The sequence below is a fragment of the Pseudomonas sp. S2_A02 genome, from assembly GCF_054668495.1.
In genome coordinates, this window is sequence record NZ_CP162776.1 from 5313406 (window position 1) to 5330766 (window position 17361).

Sequence of the window (17361 nt, forward strand, 5' to 3'; positions counted from 1 at the left end):
AGCTTGCTCCCGTTTGGGCTGCGAAGCGGCCCCAAAACCATTCAACGCAGTCTGTCAGTTTCACCGTATGTATTTGGATTGCGACTGCTGCGCAGCCGAACGGGAGCAAGCTCCCTCGCCACAGGTAACCCCCCACAGATTCTGCTCTAGCCTTGCCGATCGAAATTATCCGCCATCCGATTCTCATACGGGTGTGGGTCAGGTATATGACTTGTAGGAGCGAGCGGTGCGGCGATCCGACTTGCCCGCGAAGCTTTTGGCTCAGGTCGCCTCGTTCAGGTATTTGCCCACGGTCGCCACGTTGTCGAGCGAGTACTGTTTGCTCAGGTTGGCGATCATTTTGTTCAGCGCTTCGGTCACGTTGAACTGAGTGGTGGAGCTGTCAGTGTTTTGCTCGCGACTGGCTTGCAGGGCGGTTTTCAGTTCATCGCTACTGATGCCATCGCTGCTGTCGCTATCCAGAATCTTGAGCAACGCGGCGCTGGTGTCGGTGCTGGTCGACGAGGTGCTGTCGCTGGCCAGGGCGCTGCTCAGTTCGGTGGCTGTGACACTGCCATCGCTGTCGGTATCGAGCTGGCTGAACAGCTCTTCACCAGACATCTGCTGAAGTGGCGGCGGTGGGGTCAGGCTGGCGACGAGTTCGTCCTGGCTGACGGTGCCGTCTTCGTTCTTGTCCAGGGCCGAGAAGATTTCCGTGCTGTCGGCCGTACTGCCGGCGCTGGTCAGGCCGTTGCTCAGCTCATCGCTACTGATGGCGCCGTCGCCGTCAGTGTCCAGAGCGCTGATCAGCGCATCGGCCAGTTCGGTGCTCGGCGCCTGATCACGCGGCGGCGGAGGAGGAGCCATCGCGGCCATTTCCTCGCTGCTCAGGCTGCCGCTTTCGTCGCTGTCCAGGTCGCTGAAGTTCTTGCTCAGGCTGACCAGCAGACCGTCATCGGTTTTCTGCGACAGGGCGTTCGTGAGCTCGTCCTGATCCACCGCGCCGTCGCTGTTGCTGTCGAGTTTGGCGAGCAGTTCTTTCTGGAATTGCTGGCTGCGGGCGCTGTTGGTGGAGGTGCTGCTGGTGCTGGTATAGCTCGTGTAGCTGCTGACACTGCCGATCATTGTGCTCACTCCTTGGAATGGGAAACCGGTGGGGTGCACCGGCTTATGCAGCCTCAAGGGGTGAGTTGTCGTGGGTATGTGGGGTTTGTACCGATGGGTACACACAAGTATTGGCCAGGCTCAGATCCTGTGGGAGCGGGCTTGCTCGCGAAAGCGGTGTGTCAGGCGACATCAATGTTGACTGGACTGCCATCTTCGCGAGCAAGCCCGCTCCCACATTGGATGGGGGTGTGGCTTAGAGGCGGGGTAGGCGGATGACTGCGGTTAGACCACCACCGGAAGTTTCTTCCAGGCTCAATTGCCCACCCAAACGCTCCGCTGCTTCCCGGGCGATGGTCATGCCCAGGCCGACGCCGCCGGAGTTGCGATTACGTGAACCTTCCAGACGAAAGAACGGTTCGAACACCGCTTCACGTTTATCCGCCGCGATACCCGGGCCATGGTCGATGACCCGGATCACCAGCTCCTCGCGGCTGTCTTCGAGCGTCATCAGCGCGTTCCCGGCATAACGCAGGGCGTTGTCCAACAGGTTGTTGATGCACGAGCGCAAGGCCATCGGCTGAACCTGCAACGGGGCGCAGTGGCCGCTGGCCTGGACGTCGGCGCCCTGGTCCTGGGCGTTTTCGCTCAGGGATTCCACCAATGCCTGCACGTCCATCCATTGTGGCGCCTCGCTGGTGCGTTGTTCGTGCAGGTAGGTGAGGGTGGCATCGAGCATGCTGATCATGTCGTCCAGGTCCTGACGCATCTGGCCTTGCAGCTTGTCGTCGTCGATCTGCTCCAGTCGCAGCTTGAGTCGCGACAGCGGCGTGCGCAGGTCATGGGACACCGCGCCAAGCATCCGCGAGCGCTGCTGTATCTGTTCAAGAATGCGTTGCTGCATCAGATTGAAGGTGTGGGCCGCTTGCCGCGCTTCCCGTGGGCCGGACTCATCCAGCGCAGGACTGTCGAGATTTTCACTCAGGCGCTCGGCAGCGTCGCTCAGGCGTTGAATCGGGCGGGTCAGCAGCTTGGCGCCGTACCAGGCGGCGATGATCAGCGAGATAAACTGAAAGGTCAGCGGCACCAGCGGCCCGCCGAACCACGGCCGTGGCGGCCGGTTGTCAAAGCGCGGGTCCATCGGTGGGCGTTGTCCGTCGAAGCGCTCGGAAAACTCCGACGGTGGAGGTGGGGGAGGTGGACCGTAATGTTTGAACCAGAAGAACGCCAACAAGTGCGCCAGTACGATCGCCAGCAGCAGCACGCCAAACAAGCGGCCGAACAGCGTATCGAAGCGCGCACGCATCAGCCGATGTCTCGTGCGTCGAACAGATAACCCTCGCCGCGAACAGTCTTGATCAGCTGTGGGGCTTTCGGGTCGTCACCGAGTTTCTGGCGCAGGCGCGACACCAGCAAGTCGATGCTGCGATCAAAGGCTTCGATCGAGCGACCACGGGCGGCGTCCAGCAGTTGTTCGCGGCTGAGTACCCGGCGCGGACGCTCGATGAACACCCAGAGCAAACGGAATTCGGCGTTGGACAACGGCACCACCAGGCCATCGGCGGCGATCAATTGGCGCAGCACGCTGTTGAGGCGCCAGGTGTCGAAGCGAATATTCGCACGCTGTTCGGTGCGGTCGTCGCGCACTCGACGCAAAATGGTCTGGATCCGTGCGACCAGTTCCCGCGGCTCGAATGGCTTGGCCATGTAGTCGTCGGCGCCCAGTTCCAGACCGATGATCCGGTCGGTGGGTTCGCAGCGGGCGGTGAGCATCAGGATCGGGATGTCCGATTCGGCGCGTAACCAGCGGCACAGCGACAAACCATCTTCGCCCGGCAGCATCAGGTCGAGCACCACCACGTCGAAATGCTCAGCCTGCAGCGCCTGACGCATGGCGGTGCCATCGGTGACGCCGCTGGCGTGAATACTGAACCGGGCCAGGTAGTCGATCATCAGTTCGCGGATCGGAACGTCATCGTCGACAATCAGGGCGCGAATGCTCCAGCGTTTATCGTCGGCCGGCGCTTTTTGATCGTCGTTCTGAGGTGCTGGGGAGTTGTGCATGCGTGCGTTCATCTGCCAGATAGGCTGCCAACCACAAAGATAGGCTGCGAGGTTGTGGCTTCAGCATAGGCGTCCGGCCGTGAGGCGGGAAGTGCTGTAGGACCTGTTGCGGCTGCCGAGGGTAACGTTGAAGGGTGTTGTAGGCGTGTCGTGTGTGTACCGAACTCGACACAATTGCCGCAGCAGCTAGTCTTGTCTGAGCCGCGACGACGAATTACCGATCATCGGGTCCCGCAGCGGCGTTGGTTCCGCTACAATGCGCGCCGATTTCGACTTGCCTGAGAGCCCACTCATGTCCGCTTGCCAGACGCCTATCATCGTCGCCCTGGATTTCCCCTCCCGTGACGCCGCACTGAAGCTGGCCGATCAACTGGACCCGAAGCTGTGCCGGGTCAAAGTCGGTAAAGAACTGTTCACCAGTTGCGCTTCGGAAATCGTCGGCACCTTGCGCGACAAGGGTTTCGAAGTGTTCCTGGACCTCAAGTTCCACGACATCCCGAACACCACCGCCATGGCCGTCAAGGCCGCTGCGGAAATGGGTGTGTGGATGGTCAACGTGCACTGCTCCGGCGGTTTGCGCATGATGGCCGCCTGCCGTGAAGTGCTCGATCAGCGCAGCGGCCCGAAACCGCTGTTGATCGGCGTGACCGTGCTGACCAGCATGGAGCGTGAGGACCTGGCGGGTATCGGTCTGGACATCGAGCCACAAGAGCAGGTGCTGCGCCTGGCCGCGCTGGCGGAAAAAGCCGGGATGGACGGTCTGGTCTGCTCGGCCCTGGAAGCCCGGGCCTTGAAAGCCGCTCACCCGTCGCTGCAACTGGTGACCCCGGGGATTCGCCCGGCGGGCAGCGCCCAGGACGATCAACGCCGCATCCTGACCCCGCGTCAGGCGCTGGAGGCTGGTTCCGACTACCTGGTGATCGGCCGTCCGATCAGCCAGGCGGCGGATCCGGCGAAGGCGTTGGCGGCGGTAGTGGCCGAACTCGCTTAAACGCCACTAAACCTGTGGGAGCGGGCTTGCCCGCGATAGCGGTGTATCAGACAACATTGATGTTGACTGACACGCCCTCATCGCGGGCAAGCCCGCTCCCACAAGGTTTTGTTGTGGTCAGGTAATACGTTAAACCTTCAGCACCAACTTCCCGAAATTCTCGCCGCTGAACAATTTCATCAGCGTCTCCGGGAATGTTTCCAGTCCTTCAACGATGTCTTCCTTGCTCTTGAGCTGCCCCTTGGCCATCCACCCGGCCATTTCCTGCCCGGCAGCGCCGAACTGCGCGGCGTAATCCATCACCACAAAGCCTTCCATCCGTGCGCGATTGACCAGCAGCGACAGGTAGTTGGCCGGGCCTTTGACCGCTTCCTTGTTGTTGTACTGGCTGATGGCGCCGCAAATCACCACCCGCGCCTTCATGTTCAGGCGGCTCAGCACAGCGTCGAGAATATCGCCGCCGACGTTATCGAAATACACATCGACACCTTTCGGGCATTCGCGCTTGAGGCCGGCCTGCACGTCTTCGTTTTTGTAGTCGATGGCACCGTCAAAACCCAGCTCGTCGATCAGGAACTTGCACTTGTCCGCGCCGCCGGCAATGCCGACCACCCGGCAACCTTTGATCTTGGCGATTTGCCCGGCAATGCTGCCCACCGCACCGGCCGCGCCCGACAGCACTACCGTTTCGCCGGCTTTTGGCGCGCCGACATCGAGCAGGGCGAAGTAGGCAGTCATCCCGGTCATGCCCAGCGCGGATAAATAGCGCGGCAGCGGTGCCAGTTTCGGATCGACCTTGTAGAAACCACGCGGCTCGCCGAGGAAGTAATCCTGCACGCCGAGGGCGCCGTTGACGTAGTCCCCCACGGCGAAACCCGGATTGTTCGAGGCGATGACTTTGCCTACGCCCAATGCGCGCATGACTTCGCCAATACCGACCGGAGGGATGTAGGACTTGCCCTCGTTCATCCAGCCACGCATGGCCGGGTCCAGGGACAGGTATTCGTTCTTGACCAGGATCTGACCCGCCGCCGGCTCGCCGACCGGTACTTCTTGATACGTGAACGTCTCACGAGTGGCCGCCCCGACGGGGCGTTTGGCGAGCAGGAACTGGCGATTGGTCTGGGTTGTCATGACAGGCACTCAAGATGAATGAAGTCTTGTTGATAGACCTTCATTGGCGATGCTGCAAGGTTGGCTGACGCTGCGAATGCACATCGATCCAGTGCAGTGATAGTCAGGGCGCCAGTTCTATCACTGCAACTCATGGGTGCCCAACCGGCCTTCTGATAGTGCTGCCGTGCGATAGACCCCTGTGCCTAGACTGGGAACACGCAATTCCCTCCGCATTCTTCCCTCCGAGGACATAACAATGAGCATGACGTTTTCCGGCCAGGTCGCCGTTGTGACAGGCGCGGCCAATGGTATTGGCCGCGCGACCGCTTTGGCATTCGCCGCCGAAGGTTTGAAAGTGGTGGTCGCCGATCTGGACGCGGCCGGTGGTGAAGGTACGGTGGCGCTGATTCGCACCGCGGGTGGTGAAGCGACCTTCGTGCGCTGCAATGTCACGCTGGAAAGCGATGTAAAAAATCTGATGGACGAGGTCGTGAATACCTACGGCCGTCTCGACTATGCCTTCAACAACGCCGGTATCGAAATCGAGAAAGGCAAACTGGCTGAAGGCACAATCGATGAGTTCGACGCGATCATGGGCGTCAACGTCAAAGGCGTCTGGCTGTGCATGAAGTATCAGTTGCCGTTGCTGCTGGCCCAAGGCGGTGGCGCGATCGTCAACACCGCTTCGGTCGCCGGCTTGGGCGCTGCGCCGAAGATGAGCATCTACGCCGCTTCGAAACACGCGGTGATCGGCCTGACCAAATCGGCGGCCATCGAATACGCGAAGAGAAAGATTCGCGTGAATGCAGTGTGCCCGGCGGTGATCGACACCGATATGTTCCGTCGAGCCTACGAAGCGGACCCGAAGAAGGGCGAGTTCGCCAACGCCATGCACCCGGTCGGGCGTATCGGCAAGGTCGAAGAAATTGCCAGCGCGGTGCTGTACCTGTGCAGCGACGGCGCGGCATTCACCACCGGTCATTCGCTGGCGGTGGATGGTGGGGTTACGGCGTTTTAATGTTTTAGGCTGCGATGGTGTGGAAGGAGTGGGAGCGGGCTTGTGTGGCGAGGGGCTTGTCGGAACGCCGCATCGTAAGCCCCTCGCCACACAAGCCCGCTCCCACAGTTTTTCATCGATCGGCCCCAGTTCCCTGAAGATACCGGTCAATGTGTTTCAAATGATTAGATCTGAGGGTTTTGGCGGCGTTGTCGCACATCCCCTCGAGCGCTCCTGTGATTAACTGTTTCCCGCAAAACTGACAGGAGTTTGCTTGCTCATGGAGTTGAGAATCGATCGACAGGCATTGGTGCCTGTCGTGCAGCAAATCGTCGACGCATTGGCGGATTGGCTCCGTCGTGGCGAGGTGTCGCCGGGGACGCGTTTGCCTTCTGTGCGGCAAATCGCGCGAATCAATCTGCTCAGTCAGTCCAGTGTCGTCGAGGCCTGTGAACGGCTTGTGGCTCAAGGAGTATTGGCGACGCGCAACGGGGTGGGTTTCTTTGTCGCGGCAACGGTGCTGGCCGTTCAAGAGCAACGGGATCTTCCCTGGTTCGAAGGGGTCGAGCAGCAGAGCAATCTCATCGGCGAACTGAAACTGGGTTGCGGCGGATTACCTGAAAGCTGGCGCGAGACTGACGACCTGAGCTACGCCATACGCCAGGTCAGCCGCACCGACATGGCCGGGTTGTTCAACTACAGCACGTCACTGGGCCTGCCAGCCTTGCGCCTGCAGATCCTCAAACGACTGAAACAGCTGAGTATTGCGGTGGATGAAAGCCGAATCCTGACCACGGCGGGGGCCAGTCATGGGCTCGATCTGATTGTGCGCACTTTGTTCAAGCCGGGCGATTGTATGGTGGTGGAGAGTCCCGGTTATTCGATGCTGTTCGATCTGCTCAGGCTGCACGGGGTCAGCATGATCGAGGTGCCACGAACCCCTCGCGGGCCAGACCCTGAAGCACTCGAGGTATTGCTGCTGAAGTACAAGCCCCGTGGCTTGTTCATCAACAGTTTTTATCATAACCCCACCGGCAGCAGTTTGACCCCGGGGGTGGCTCAGCAGGTCCTGCAACTGGCCAAAAAACATGGCGTGCTGGTGATCGAAGACGACGTCTATGCGGATTTGCACAGCGGTCCAGGCACGCGTCTTGCGGCACTGGGCATCGATGACAACGTGATCTACGTTGGCAGTTACTCCAAAACCCTCAGCAGTTCGTTGCGGGTCGGCTTTGTAGTGGCCAGTGCCGATGTAATTTCGCGACTGGCAGAGATCAAGATGATCAGCAGCATGGGCGTTTCACGGTTTAGCGAGTCGGTGCTGGCTTGTCTGTTGGCCAGTGGTGCCTATCGCAAATTGGTGCAGCGTCAACGTCAGCGTTTAAGCACTGGCAGGGAAGCGGCCTTGCAGGTGCTCGAAGACGCGGAGTGGGAGGTTTTCGGCAAACCGGCGGGCGGACTGTTTATCTGGGCGCGATCACGCAAGTCTGACTTCGCTCAGGTGCGAGCTCAGGCACGACGCTTCGGTATCGTGCTGTCTTGCCCAACGGCATTCAGTCCGACCGGCCAAACTCATGACTGGCAGCGGATCAACGTTGCCTATGCCTGTGATCCGCGCGCCCGGGCATTTTTTCAGGCCACCGCCAGGGTCTGTTGACGTTTGGTGACGAACCGCGTTGCGATGCGAACGTCAACAGACCCTGGGGATCGACCTCAAGCGTTCTGAAAGCGACGCGGGCGTAGCTTTTTGCCATTATTCCGACGCCAGAGACTTGTGTTGGCACAAGCCCGTTGCGAATCTGCATCAACAGACAATGGCAGGGGACTAAGCGCAATGATTTCGGCCGTGCAAGGACGTTTTGCCAACCTCGGTATGGCGAAAAAACTGGGTGTCGGGTTTGTACTGGTGCTGCTGTTGACAGCTCTGGTGGCGGCCATCGGCGTATGGTCCCTGCAAACCATCAGTCAACGCTTCGACGGGCTCAAGCAGATGTCGTCGCTCAACAATGGTTTGCTCAAGGTTCGCCTGCTCGAGCAGGAATACGCCTTGCACGGTAATCCGAAAACCGCGGACGCCTTGCGCGCCGGGGTGGACGCTCTGATCGCTCTGGCGACCGAACTCAAGGCACAGTCGGCGGCCAACGTGGCGGTCATGAATGACGTCGAGCAATCTCTGGGGGCCTATCGCAAGGCGTTTGACGAGTTCGTCTCGCTGAGTCAGGCCAAGGACCTGGCGCTGGAAATGGCCAGTTGGTCGGTGTCCAGCGTGGCCAATAACCTGGATGTGCTACAGGCCGGGCTCGCCGACGATGGTGCTTATACCTTGAAGGAGTCCGAGGGCAAGGACGGCGCGCAGTTCATCGAGCAGGCCAATCAGGTCAGTCAGGTATCGCGGCTGATGCTGCAGGCCATGAACGAAGCACGCATACGCCTGGACCAGAGTCGCAAGGGCGACGACAGCGGTGGGCAGGGCAAGATTGAGCAAGCCGATCAGGCACTGACCCAGGCCGAGCAGCTGAAAACCACGATCAAGGATGAGGGTTACCAGACCGTCCTCAATGAAGTGTCCGGTCACATCGCCGGTTTCAGTGAAAAACTCGCCGAATACACCGGCTTACTGGCGCAGGAAAAGACCGTCTACGAGCAACTTCACCAGCGCGCCGCTCAAGTGGTGGAGCGGGTGGACCAGGCCTACGTTGCCGAAGACCATTCGATGCAGGCTGAGCTGAAAAAGAACTCGCTGTTGATTATCGGCTCTTCGGCACTGGCCCTGCTGGTGGGGCTGATTGCTTCGTGGGTGATTACCCGATTGATCGTTACCCCACTGCGCAGTGTGATTCGTGTCGCTCAGCAGATCGCCGCGGGCGATTTGAGTGCCACGATTGAAGTGACCCGCCGTGACGAGATCGGCCAGTTGATGCAAGCCATGCAACAAATGGGCGCGGGGCTCAGCAGTATCGTCAGTGGTTTGCAGGCCGGTATTGAACAACTGGCAAGCTCTGCTCAATCGCTGTCGGCGGTGACCGAGCAGACCAACCTTGAAGTCAGCAGCCAGAAGGAAGAGACCGAGCAGGTCGCCACCGCGATGAATCAGATGACCGCCACCGTGCACGACGTCGCACGTAACGCGGAAGAGGCCGCCCAGGCGGCGCAGACTGCCGACGGCAAGGTCGAAAGCGGTCAGCAGGTGGTGCGTCAGAGCATGGCGCGAATCGAGCAACTGGCGGACTCAGCCACCTCGGCCAGCTCCAGCATCGAAAGTCTCAGCGCAGAAATCCAGAACATTGGCACGGTGCTCAGCGTGATCAAAAGCGTCGCCGAGCAGACCAACTTGTTGGCGCTCAATGCGGCCATCGAGGCGGCCCGCGCCGGCGAGCAGGGCAGGGGCTTTGCGGTGGTGGCCGATGAAGTTCGGGCGCTGGCCAAGCGAACCCAGCAATCGACCGAAGAAATCGAACGGCTGGTCAGTGCCTTGCGCTCGGCGGCGCAGTCGTCGGTGCAGCAGATTCAGAGCAGTGGTGAATTGGTGAAGCTGGCGGTGAGCGATGCGTTGCAGACTGAGAGCGCCTTGGGGAGCATTGCAGCAGCGGTGTCGTTGATTCAGCAGATGAACCAGCAGATTGCGGCGGCTGCCGAAGAGCAAAGTTCGGTGGCCGAGGAGATCAATCGCAGTGTCACCAGTATTCGCGCCAGTGCGGACCAGTCGTCATTGGCGATGCGGGGCAATGCGGCGTCGAGTATTGAATTGGCGCAGTTGGGGGTTGAACTGAAGGGGATGGTGGGGCACTTCAGGCTGTAGGGGCTGCCCTCCATCAATCCCAACGCAAAAAAAAGCCACCTGAACGGTGGCTTTTCAGCATTTAGATGATCAGTCGTAGATGACTTTTTTCTTCCAGTCGGCATCAGCCTCGACGTCTTTGAGGCCTTCGGTCAGTTGGTTCACCTCGCCTTCGACCGGAGCGATCTTGTCCATGACCTGGGCGTTGGCGCGGGCCAGGAGTTTCTCCAGGTATTCCAGCTGTTCAGCGTAAATCTGCGGTTCCTGTTGTTTGCGCAGGTATTGCACTCCGCGTTCAAAGGCGAGGCGGGCCTGGCCGGGCTGGTTCTGTTGCAGGGAATGCTGACCCAGGTTGTTGAAGAATTCGATGTGCAGCAGGACCAGGATGTGGCGCACTTCGCGGATCCAGCGCTTGGCTTCGTTGGTCGGCAGGAAACCGTCCTGTGCCGCGCGGGTGATCTGGCCATGCAGGGCTTCGAGCAGGAAGCGTACGTCTTTGGCTTTGGCTTCGGTCTGGATCGGTGCCGGCGGGTTGTTGACCGGAATCGATTCGCCTTGGGCGACCAAGGCACTCAGCTCGGTAATCCGTGCCTTCAACGTGGCGTTGGTTTTTTCCAGGTTCAGCAGGCGCTGGCAGACGTTCAGTTCCAGACGGGTCAATAGCAGCTTGAGCGTTGGTGTCATCAACTGACCAGGGAAGGTCTCGGTGATTTCGCCGCAGCGACGCAGGCGGTCGTTGAGTTCAACCTTGGTGCGGGCCTTCTCCAGCTTATTGTTCTCCACCACATGGTTCATGTAGCCAATGGCGATCAATAGTGCGATCCCGGCTACGACTAGCAGGGTGATCATGAGTGGTGTCACCGGTAAGACCTCTTTTATTAGGGTTCGCGTGCGAGTCGAGTGTAGTAGCTTGGCATTTGGGCGCCTAGGGCCGCTCGACGAGTTGAATCGGCTATGGCTCTGCTTATATCGGCCGTATTGCTGCATATATAAGTAAATAGCGTGTGAGGTGCACATTGCCATCATCTCGGCGTGGACTATAGCGCCTTGCTGGATGCCAGAATATAGGCGCCAAAGGTCAGTCGACGGAAAAGCCCGAATCGCTGCTGAAAGCAGGGCGAAGTCATTGATTTAAATAAATTTATATCTGGGGGTTGACGCCCCCTCAATCCATCCATAGAATGCGCGCCACTTACAGCGTAAAGCACACAGCGAAACGCGGTAGGGAGTGAATGTTGTACGTGTGTCCCCTTCGTCTAGTGGCCTAGGACACCGCCCTTTCACGGCGGTAACAGGGGTTCGAGTCCCCTAGGGGACGCCAATGCGGGAATAGCTCAGTTGGTAGAGCACGACCTTGCCAAGGTCGGGGTCGCGAGTTCGAGTCTCGTTTCCCGCTCCAGTTTTAAACGGCTTTGCTTTCGGGCAGGGCTGAGTGAAACCAGAACCAAATCTTCGGATGCGGATCTGGGCACCGAAACACACACCATGTGTTCCGGGCAGCGTGTCCCCTTCGTCTAGTGGCCTAGGACACCGCCCTTTCACGGCGGTAACAGGGGTTCGAGTCCCCTAGGGGACGCCATTTGCGGGAATAGCTCAGTTGGTAGAGCACGACCTTGCCAAGGTCGGGGTCGCGAGTTCGAGTCTCGTTTCCCGCTCCAAATTCAAAAAACGCCGCTCATTGAGCGGCGTTTTTTTATGCGCGTAAAAAACTGCGTCAACTTCCGAGGCTCTGCACCAGGCTTTCGAGCACGTCAGCGGTTGTATCCTCCAGCGCCGGTTGCGCGGCGACCGCTCTGAGTTGGCAGGTCAGACGGTATTCGCTGGGCGTGCAGTTGACGAACTGCTTGAAGGCGCGAGCGAAGTAGGACGGATCCTTGAAGCCGGCCTCATAGCCGATGCTGGTAATCGGCATCTGGCTGTTGTCGAGCAGTTGCTTGGCGAAGTTCATGCGCTTGTCCAGGATGTAATCGGTGAAGCCAACGCCATTGGCTTCCTTGAACAGGCGGCTGAAGCGAAAGGTCGTCATGCCGCAGCGCTTCGCCAAATCCCTCTGATCGATGCTGTCGCGATAGTGCTGATCGATGTACAGCATGATATGGCTCAGCGCCTGGTGTTTTTGGTGTCCAGCAGTCAGTCGGATACTGTCCGGCAGGGTCGGGGAGTGATCGATCAATGACGTCTGGCCCTGGCCATTGAAATTTCGGCGCAACTCGCACAACTGCACCACCGCCGTCAGGTAGCGCTTTTTCTCAGTGCCTGAGAGCGGGAGCACCATGTATTCCCAGACACTGGACCGCATGGCCCAGACGGCCAGCTCTTCCGAGTGCTGCACGGTGAACATGGTGATCGGGATGGTGGGGGTGGTGCGTTTGATCTCCAGCAACAGCCTCAAGCCCGCTGTGTCGGGGCGATCGAAATGAATGCAGATCATGTCCGCCTGTTCCCCGTGGGGCAGCACGGAGTTTTTCGTCAATTTGCAGTCGCAGGTACCCTCGAACTGCGCGATGAGTTCCTTCGTGGAACGATCGTGAGTCAGATCGAACCACAGTAGCGATGGCCTTCTGGTCAAATTGGACGTCATGTCTCTACTCTGCGGTTCTTAGTGCCCCTCTTTCGCTGAGTAGTATTGCTAAGGTGCTATCACTTTGCAGAATAAATGCTGATAAGAAAGTAAGAAATTAGTTCTATTTGCTCTATGTGTTGCCTGAAGTCGGTCTAGGGCAACTGTTTGTTGACGTGGTTTGGCACATACGGCGTCAACCGCTCGTCGCTTGTGAATCAATGGCAATCTCCTTTGCCCGCCACCCCTCGTTTTGCTCCCTTCTTATACCTCTTCAAAGGCCAATGGCCCGTATTTGGACACCCGCAAAAAAGTCCTAGTGATGTGCAAAATCTTCCTAACGCCTAAGCCTTGTCCCTGACTAGGGTTGCATCAGGCAGTGCAGAACGTACTGCCTTCCGGAAAAACAACATTCGAGTGAGGTGGGCAAAATGATCATGCAAACAATCAAGGCTTCGGTACTGAAGTTCGTCAAAGACGAAGATGGTCTGACCATTGTGGAGTATGCGGTAGCGGGAGGGTTGATTACGGCAGCTGTTGCCCTCGCATTCACCGATCTCGGAATTGCCGTGCATACCCAAATCACAGCACTGTGCAATGCCGTCGGTGCTGGTGGTGCGTGCGCGTAACAACAATTTCCGATAGGGAGATGCTGCAATGTCCATGGAGCAGCTGATAGCTACTGGTTTGCTGATAGGGCTGCTGGGCGTAGCGGTGGTGAGCGATATTCGTCGCCACCGCATTCCCAACCTGCTGATCCTGGTGGGCCTGGCTCTGGGATTAGCCGGCCAGGCTTATTCAGGTGGAATAAGCGGGTTGGGTGACAGCCTGTTAAGCGTCCTGATCTGTTTTGCGCTGTTTCTGCCCATGCATGCCGTGGGTGGCATGGCCGCCGGCGACGTCAAGTTGATGGCCATGGTTGGCAGCTTCCTACCGGTTCATTACGCAGTGTGGGCCGCGCTATACAGTCTGGTATTCGGCGGCCTGTGCGGTTTTCTGATCGTACTGGTGCACGGTCAGATGTTGCAAACCCTGGGGCGTTATTGGCTGATTCTGAAGGCTCGGGCCTACTTGGCGCCGAGTGCGGACGAGGCGGCTGGTAAGCCCTTTCCTTACGCTGTTGCAATCTTGCTCGGCACTCTGGGCAGCATCTACTGGCAACTCGTTGCCAGTGGGTTGGGAGATTAGTCATGCACGTCATGGTTGATACTGATGCCTTCCCCAATGAGCGGGAAGCGGTGCAACGACTGGCTCCTCAGCCGTGCACAATCCGCGAAACAGGTCTGACAGACAGTTTTCTCGGCGAGTTGGTTTGCAAACATTTATATGACGCCGGCGTGCTGGACATGTCGCGTCTGGTGGAGCGCCTGGCACTGACCGGCGCTGTACTTGAAGAAGTCCTGGCGTTTTTGCGCAAGGATGGCCGTGTCGAAGTGCTTGGCCAGATGGGGCCGCAAACCACGAGTGGGCAAATGCTGCGTTATGGCCTGACCGAACGCGGTCGCAGTGCCGCCCGCGATGCGCTGTCGCGCAGTGGCTACATCGGCGCGGCACCTTTTCCGGTGAGTACTTACCGTTCCCTGATCAAACTCCAGACCATTCACCACGGACGCATCAACGCCAACGATATGCACAACGCCCTTGCTGGCGTGGTGCTTACCGAAGGGATGCTCGATCAGTTGGGCGTGGCGCTGAACTCCGGCCGCGCGATCATGATTTATGGCCCGGCGGGTACCGGCAAGACTTATGTCAGCAGTCGGCTGATTCGTCTGTTCGCCGAGGCCATCTGGGTGCCTCATGCCATCGTCATCAACGAGTCAGTGATCGAGATCTATGACCCGCAGGTGCATCAGCGCCTGGATGACAATAGCCAACAAAACAATCTGATGCTCAACGAAGGGATCGACCGTCGACTGCTGTGCTGCAAACGCCCGATCGTCATTACCGGCGGTGAGTTGAGCATGGAACAGCTGGACGTTCGCTATGACCCCTATACCCGTCAGTACCAGGCCGCCTTGCAGCTCAAGGCGAGCAATGGCCTGTTCATCATCGACGACATGGGACGCCAGCGCATGGCGCCCGCCGAGCTGTTGAATCGCTGGATCGTCCCGATGGAAGAGAAACGCGACTTCCTCAACCTGGGCGGCGGTCGCCATTGCGAGCTGCCGTTCGATCTTATTCTGGTGTTCTCCACCAACCTCAATCCTCTGGAACTGGCCGATGAGGCCTTTCTCCGTCGGATTGGCTACAAGTTGCAATTCGGTTACCTGAAGCCTGAGGAGTACGAAAAAATCTGGCGTCAGGAAAGCGAGCGCCTGGGCATTCCTTTTGACCCGCTGCTGCTGCGTTATGTACTCCAGAGGCTTTATGCAAGTGAAGGCATGCCCCTGGTGCCTTGCCATCCCCGCGATCTCCTGAACATGGCGCTCGATCGTCAGCGTTATATGGGCGGTTCCGGACCCCTGTCACCGCAAGAATTGGAATGGGCCTGGCATAACTATTTCGTCCAGCTCGACTTTCTTTGATTCGGAGATACTGACATGAGCTCTCGTACTCTTCCCCTGATAGGTGTTTCCCTGGTCATGGGCCTTGGCGCCGCATGGATGGCCGATTCCTGGCTGAGCGCGCGGCTCAATGCCAGCCCGGATGACCACCTTCGAAGCGTGGTGGTCGCCACGGCAGAGATTCCATTCGGGCAGATGGTCGAGGCCCAGCAAGTCACGACCATGCGCATGCCCATGGACACGATCCCGGACGATGCCTTCGACTCCAGCGACAAAGCAGTGGGCAAGATCGCAACGTTCGACATTCTGAAGGGCGACATCATGCGCGGCGCACGCCTGAGCGAACACTTAGGTGGCAGCACCCTGGCCTCGCTGATTGCGACCGACAAACGTGCCATATCGGTACGCGTGGACGATGTGGTCGGCGTGGGCGGATTTCTCCTGCCAGGTAACCGGGTCGATGTGCTGGCGACCAAAACCACCAACGCCGGCAGTAACAGCGCCACATCCAGAACAATCCTCGAGAACTTGCGGGTATTGGCGGTGGATCAGACAGCGGGCACCGACAAGACACAACCCGTGGTGGTGCGCGCAGTGACGCTGGAGATGACCACTGCAGAGGCTGAAACTCTGGTCACGGCGCAAACGGAAGGGAAATTGCAACTGACCCTGCGCAATCCGCTGAACTCCGAGAAAAAAATAGCGGCCGTGGCGCCTCCCGCACCGGTCATGGCGGTGGCTACGGCCACGGTGCCAAAACGTGTGGTGCAGCGTAGCGGCGGCGAGAGTGGCGGAGCAATCACCATTATTCGTGGCATCGAAACCAAAGTAGTCAACATTCGCTGACAGGGCGCAACAGGCACCTGGGCATCATGGGTATTGGCGGAGCCGATCCGGATCAATCTCGGCAAAGAGGGCTTGATGATGAATCTTCGTATTCAGCAGCCGTTCACTGCGACGCCAAGGCGCCAGAGAGGGGCGGTGAGCATATTGATGGCGATCACGTTGGTGGCAATGCTCATGATGGCGGCGTTGGCTCTGGACGGCGGACACATGCTGCTGAACAAGACTCGTCTGCAGAATGCGGTGGATGCCGCGGCCCTGAGTGGCGCCAAAACCCTGAGTCAGGTGGCAGGTGGCGCCAACAGTGCCAGCACGACGCGGGCTGCCGCGCTCAGTACGCTCAACCAGAATGCCAATGCCGCGGGCAACAACGAGTTGGCCGCGGCTGTTGCCGGCAACCCGGGCGCATTCGCGGTGGTGGAACTGTCCGACCTCATCTATGGCCCGTTCTCCTATCCCGGGCCGTCGAATGCCAAATACGTCCGAGTATCGGTACCGACCTATAACCTGACGGGATTTTTCTGGAACTTCGCCGAGGCATTCGGCGCCGTGGGGAACAAAGCGGTGGCGGCGATCGCCACTGCTGGACCTAGCCCTACCAGGCCGTGTGATCTTGCACCGTTGATGATCTGTGGCGATGCGACTCAATACAACCCGGGCGCTGGTATGTTCTGGGGCTTCCAGTTTGGTGATTTGCAGGTGTTGAAGTCGGCAGCAGGTAGTAGTTCCACCATTGGCCCTGGCAATTTTCAACTGCTCGATTTCGGTTCGGGCGGCAGTTCGGTCAGAGAAGACCTGGCCGGAGGCGGCTCGGTCTGCCGCAATGTGGGGGACAATGTCCAGACTTCACCCGGCAACACGGTGGGCCCTGCGTCTCAAGGCTTGAATACGCGCTTCGGCATCTATAACGGCCCAGTCAGTGCCTCGAACTATCCGCCAGACCTGGTGACGTCGTCGAGTAATCCCGCGATCACCTACAACGATTCAGTTACCCCGGCGCAGGTGCTTTACAAGGGGCAGCCCGTCACCTCGAGCGGCGGCAATCTTACCGCCGGCAGCAATACGATACTGGATTACAACGACTGGAAGGCGAGTGTTGCCGCATGTGTGGGGGGGGCCGGCAGTGGCTGCCAAAGCAATGGAGTGTTCGAGCGCCGGATGCTGAAAGTCGTCGTTGGCAACTGTACTGGCAAACAGGGAGGTTCAACCACGATCCCTGTCCTGGGCTTTGGTTGCTATTTCGTGGTACAGCCAATGAGTAGCGGCGGCACGCAAGCGCAGATATTCGGACAGTTTGTGAGGGAGTGCGAAGGCGACAACGTGCCCAGCCCTTCGCCGTCAAATGACTCCGGCCCGCAGATCATCCAACTCTACAAAACCTATCTCAACGGCAGTGGCACTCCGAGCACAGACTCGTAGGAGGCG

The 17361-nt window shown here is 59.0% G+C and carries 15 protein-coding genes, 4 tRNA genes and 1 pseudogene; 14 read left to right on the forward strand and 6 right to left on the reverse strand.

Features of this window, described 5'->3' with window-relative positions; translation table 11 throughout:
* Window positions 1-261 precede the first annotated feature (261 nt).
* From xopAW to AB4O41_RS24250, 3 genes are all read right to left on the reverse strand, one after another.
* The gene (gene xopAW, locus AB4O41_RS24240) at window positions 262-1104 is read right to left on the reverse strand and encodes a XopAW family type III secretion system calcium-binding effector (protein WP_460144972.1); all 843 of its coding nucleotides are present in this window, start codon (window positions 1102-1104) and stop codon (window positions 262-264) included.
* A gap of 235 nt (window positions 1105-1339) precedes the next feature.
* The gene (locus AB4O41_RS24245; RefSeq protein WP_460144973.1) at window positions 1340-2389 is read right to left on the reverse strand and encodes a sensor histidine kinase; all 1050 of its coding nucleotides are present in this window, start codon (window positions 2387-2389) and stop codon (window positions 1340-1342) included.
* Complete coding sequence (locus AB4O41_RS24250; RefSeq protein ID WP_460144974.1) at window positions 2389-3147, reverse strand: response regulator; 759 nt, start codon at window positions 3145-3147, stop codon at window positions 2389-2391. Before AB4O41_RS24250 ends, AB4O41_RS24245 begins: the two co-directional genes overlap by 1 nt.
* Window positions 3148-3439: 292 nt before the next feature.
* Between AB4O41_RS24250 and pyrF the strand changes: the two genes are divergently transcribed.
* Window positions 3440-4138: an orotidine-5'-phosphate decarboxylase gene (gene pyrF / locus AB4O41_RS24255; RefSeq protein WP_460144975.1), complete on the forward strand. Its 699-nt coding sequence runs from the start codon at window positions 3440-3442 to the stop codon at window positions 4136-4138.
* 129 nt (window positions 4139-4267) lie between these two features.
* On the opposite strand, the gene AB4O41_RS24260 is transcribed toward pyrF, so the two are convergent.
* On the reverse strand, window positions 4268-5272 hold the full coding sequence (locus AB4O41_RS24260) for an NADP-dependent oxidoreductase (RefSeq protein ID WP_460144976.1): 1005 nt from the start codon (window positions 5270-5272) through the stop codon (window positions 4268-4270).
* Window positions 5273-5510: 238 nt separating this feature from the next.
* Between AB4O41_RS24260 and AB4O41_RS24265 the strand changes: the two genes are divergently transcribed.
* The 4 genes and pseudogenes from AB4O41_RS24265 to AB4O41_RS24280 all read left to right on the forward strand — a co-directional run bounded on the left by AB4O41_RS24265 (window position 5511) and on the right by AB4O41_RS24280 (window position 10050).
* On the forward strand, window positions 5511-6272 hold the full coding sequence (locus AB4O41_RS24265) for an SDR family oxidoreductase (RefSeq protein ID WP_460144977.1): 762 nt from the start codon (window positions 5511-5513) through the stop codon (window positions 6270-6272).
* A 259-nt stretch (window positions 6273-6531) separates the two neighbouring features.
* Window positions 6532-7908, forward strand: a complete 1377-nt coding sequence (locus AB4O41_RS24270) for an aminotransferase-like domain-containing protein (protein ID WP_460144978.1) — start codon at window positions 6532-6534, stop codon at window positions 7906-7908.
* Window positions 7909-8964: 1056 nt separating this feature from the next.
* Window positions 8965-9141: pseudogene (locus AB4O41_RS24275) on the forward strand (HAMP domain-containing protein); the annotation flags it as partial.
* A 204-nt stretch (window positions 9142-9345) separates the two neighbouring features.
* Window positions 9346-10050: a methyl-accepting chemotaxis protein gene (locus AB4O41_RS24280; RefSeq protein WP_460148414.1), complete on the forward strand. Its 705-nt coding sequence runs from the start codon at window positions 9346-9348 to the stop codon at window positions 10048-10050.
* 69 nt (window positions 10051-10119) lie between these two features.
* On the opposite strand, the gene AB4O41_RS24285 is transcribed toward AB4O41_RS24280, so the two are convergent.
* Window positions 10120-10878 (reverse strand): hypothetical protein, encoded by a 759-nt coding sequence (locus AB4O41_RS24285; RefSeq protein WP_460144979.1) that lies wholly within the window; start codon window positions 10876-10878, stop codon window positions 10120-10122.
* Between the two features lie 396 nt (window positions 10879-11274).
* On the opposite strand from AB4O41_RS24285, the gene AB4O41_RS24290 reads away from it, so the two are divergent.
* The 4 genes from AB4O41_RS24290 (at window position 11275) to AB4O41_RS24305 (ending at window position 11687) form a co-directional block, all read left to right on the forward strand.
* Window positions 11275-11350 (forward strand) — tRNA-Glu (locus AB4O41_RS24290).
* A gap of 2 nt (window positions 11351-11352) precedes the next feature.
* Window positions 11353-11428, forward strand: a tRNA-Gly gene (locus AB4O41_RS24295).
* Between the two features lie 104 nt (window positions 11429-11532).
* Window positions 11533-11608 (forward strand) — tRNA-Glu (locus AB4O41_RS24300).
* A gap of 3 nt (window positions 11609-11611) precedes the next feature.
* Window positions 11612-11687, forward strand: a tRNA-Gly gene (locus AB4O41_RS24305).
* Between the two features lie 56 nt (window positions 11688-11743).
* On the opposite strand, the gene AB4O41_RS24310 is transcribed toward AB4O41_RS24305, so the two are convergent.
* Window positions 11744-12610 (reverse strand): AraC family transcriptional regulator, encoded by an 867-nt coding sequence (locus tag AB4O41_RS24310; protein WP_460144980.1) that lies wholly within the window; start codon window positions 12608-12610, stop codon window positions 11744-11746.
* 410 nt (window positions 12611-13020) lie between these two features.
* Between AB4O41_RS24310 and AB4O41_RS24315 the strand changes: the two genes are divergently transcribed.
* The 5 genes from AB4O41_RS24315 to AB4O41_RS24335 all read left to right on the forward strand — a co-directional run bounded on the left by AB4O41_RS24315 (window position 13021) and on the right by AB4O41_RS24335 (window position 17355).
* Window positions 13021-13218 carry a Flp family type IVb pilin gene (locus AB4O41_RS24315; RefSeq protein WP_460144981.1) on the forward strand — a complete coding sequence of 66 codons (198 nt, stop codon included), beginning with the start codon at window positions 13021-13023 and terminating at the stop codon, window positions 13216-13218.
* Window positions 13219-13246: 28 nt separating this feature from the next.
* Window positions 13247-13777 carry an A24 family peptidase gene (locus tag AB4O41_RS24320; RefSeq protein ID WP_460144982.1) on the forward strand — a complete coding sequence of 177 codons (531 nt, stop codon included), beginning with the start codon at window positions 13247-13249 and terminating at the stop codon, window positions 13775-13777.
* Window positions 13778-13779: 2 nt separating this feature from the next.
* The gene (locus tag AB4O41_RS24325) at window positions 13780-15114 is read left to right on the forward strand and encodes a P-loop NTPase family protein (RefSeq protein ID WP_460144983.1); all 1335 of its coding nucleotides are present in this window, start codon (window positions 13780-13782) and stop codon (window positions 15112-15114) included.
* 15 nt (window positions 15115-15129) lie between these two features.
* Complete coding sequence (cpaB, locus tag AB4O41_RS24330; protein ID WP_460144984.1) at window positions 15130-15939, forward strand: Flp pilus assembly protein CpaB; 810 nt, start codon at window positions 15130-15132, stop codon at window positions 15937-15939.
* A gap of 75 nt (window positions 15940-16014) precedes the next feature.
* The gene (locus AB4O41_RS24335) at window positions 16015-17355 is read left to right on the forward strand and encodes a pilus assembly protein TadG-related protein (RefSeq protein ID WP_460144985.1); all 1341 of its coding nucleotides are present in this window, start codon (window positions 16015-16017) and stop codon (window positions 17353-17355) included.
* Window positions 17356-17361: the final 6 nt, after the last annotated feature.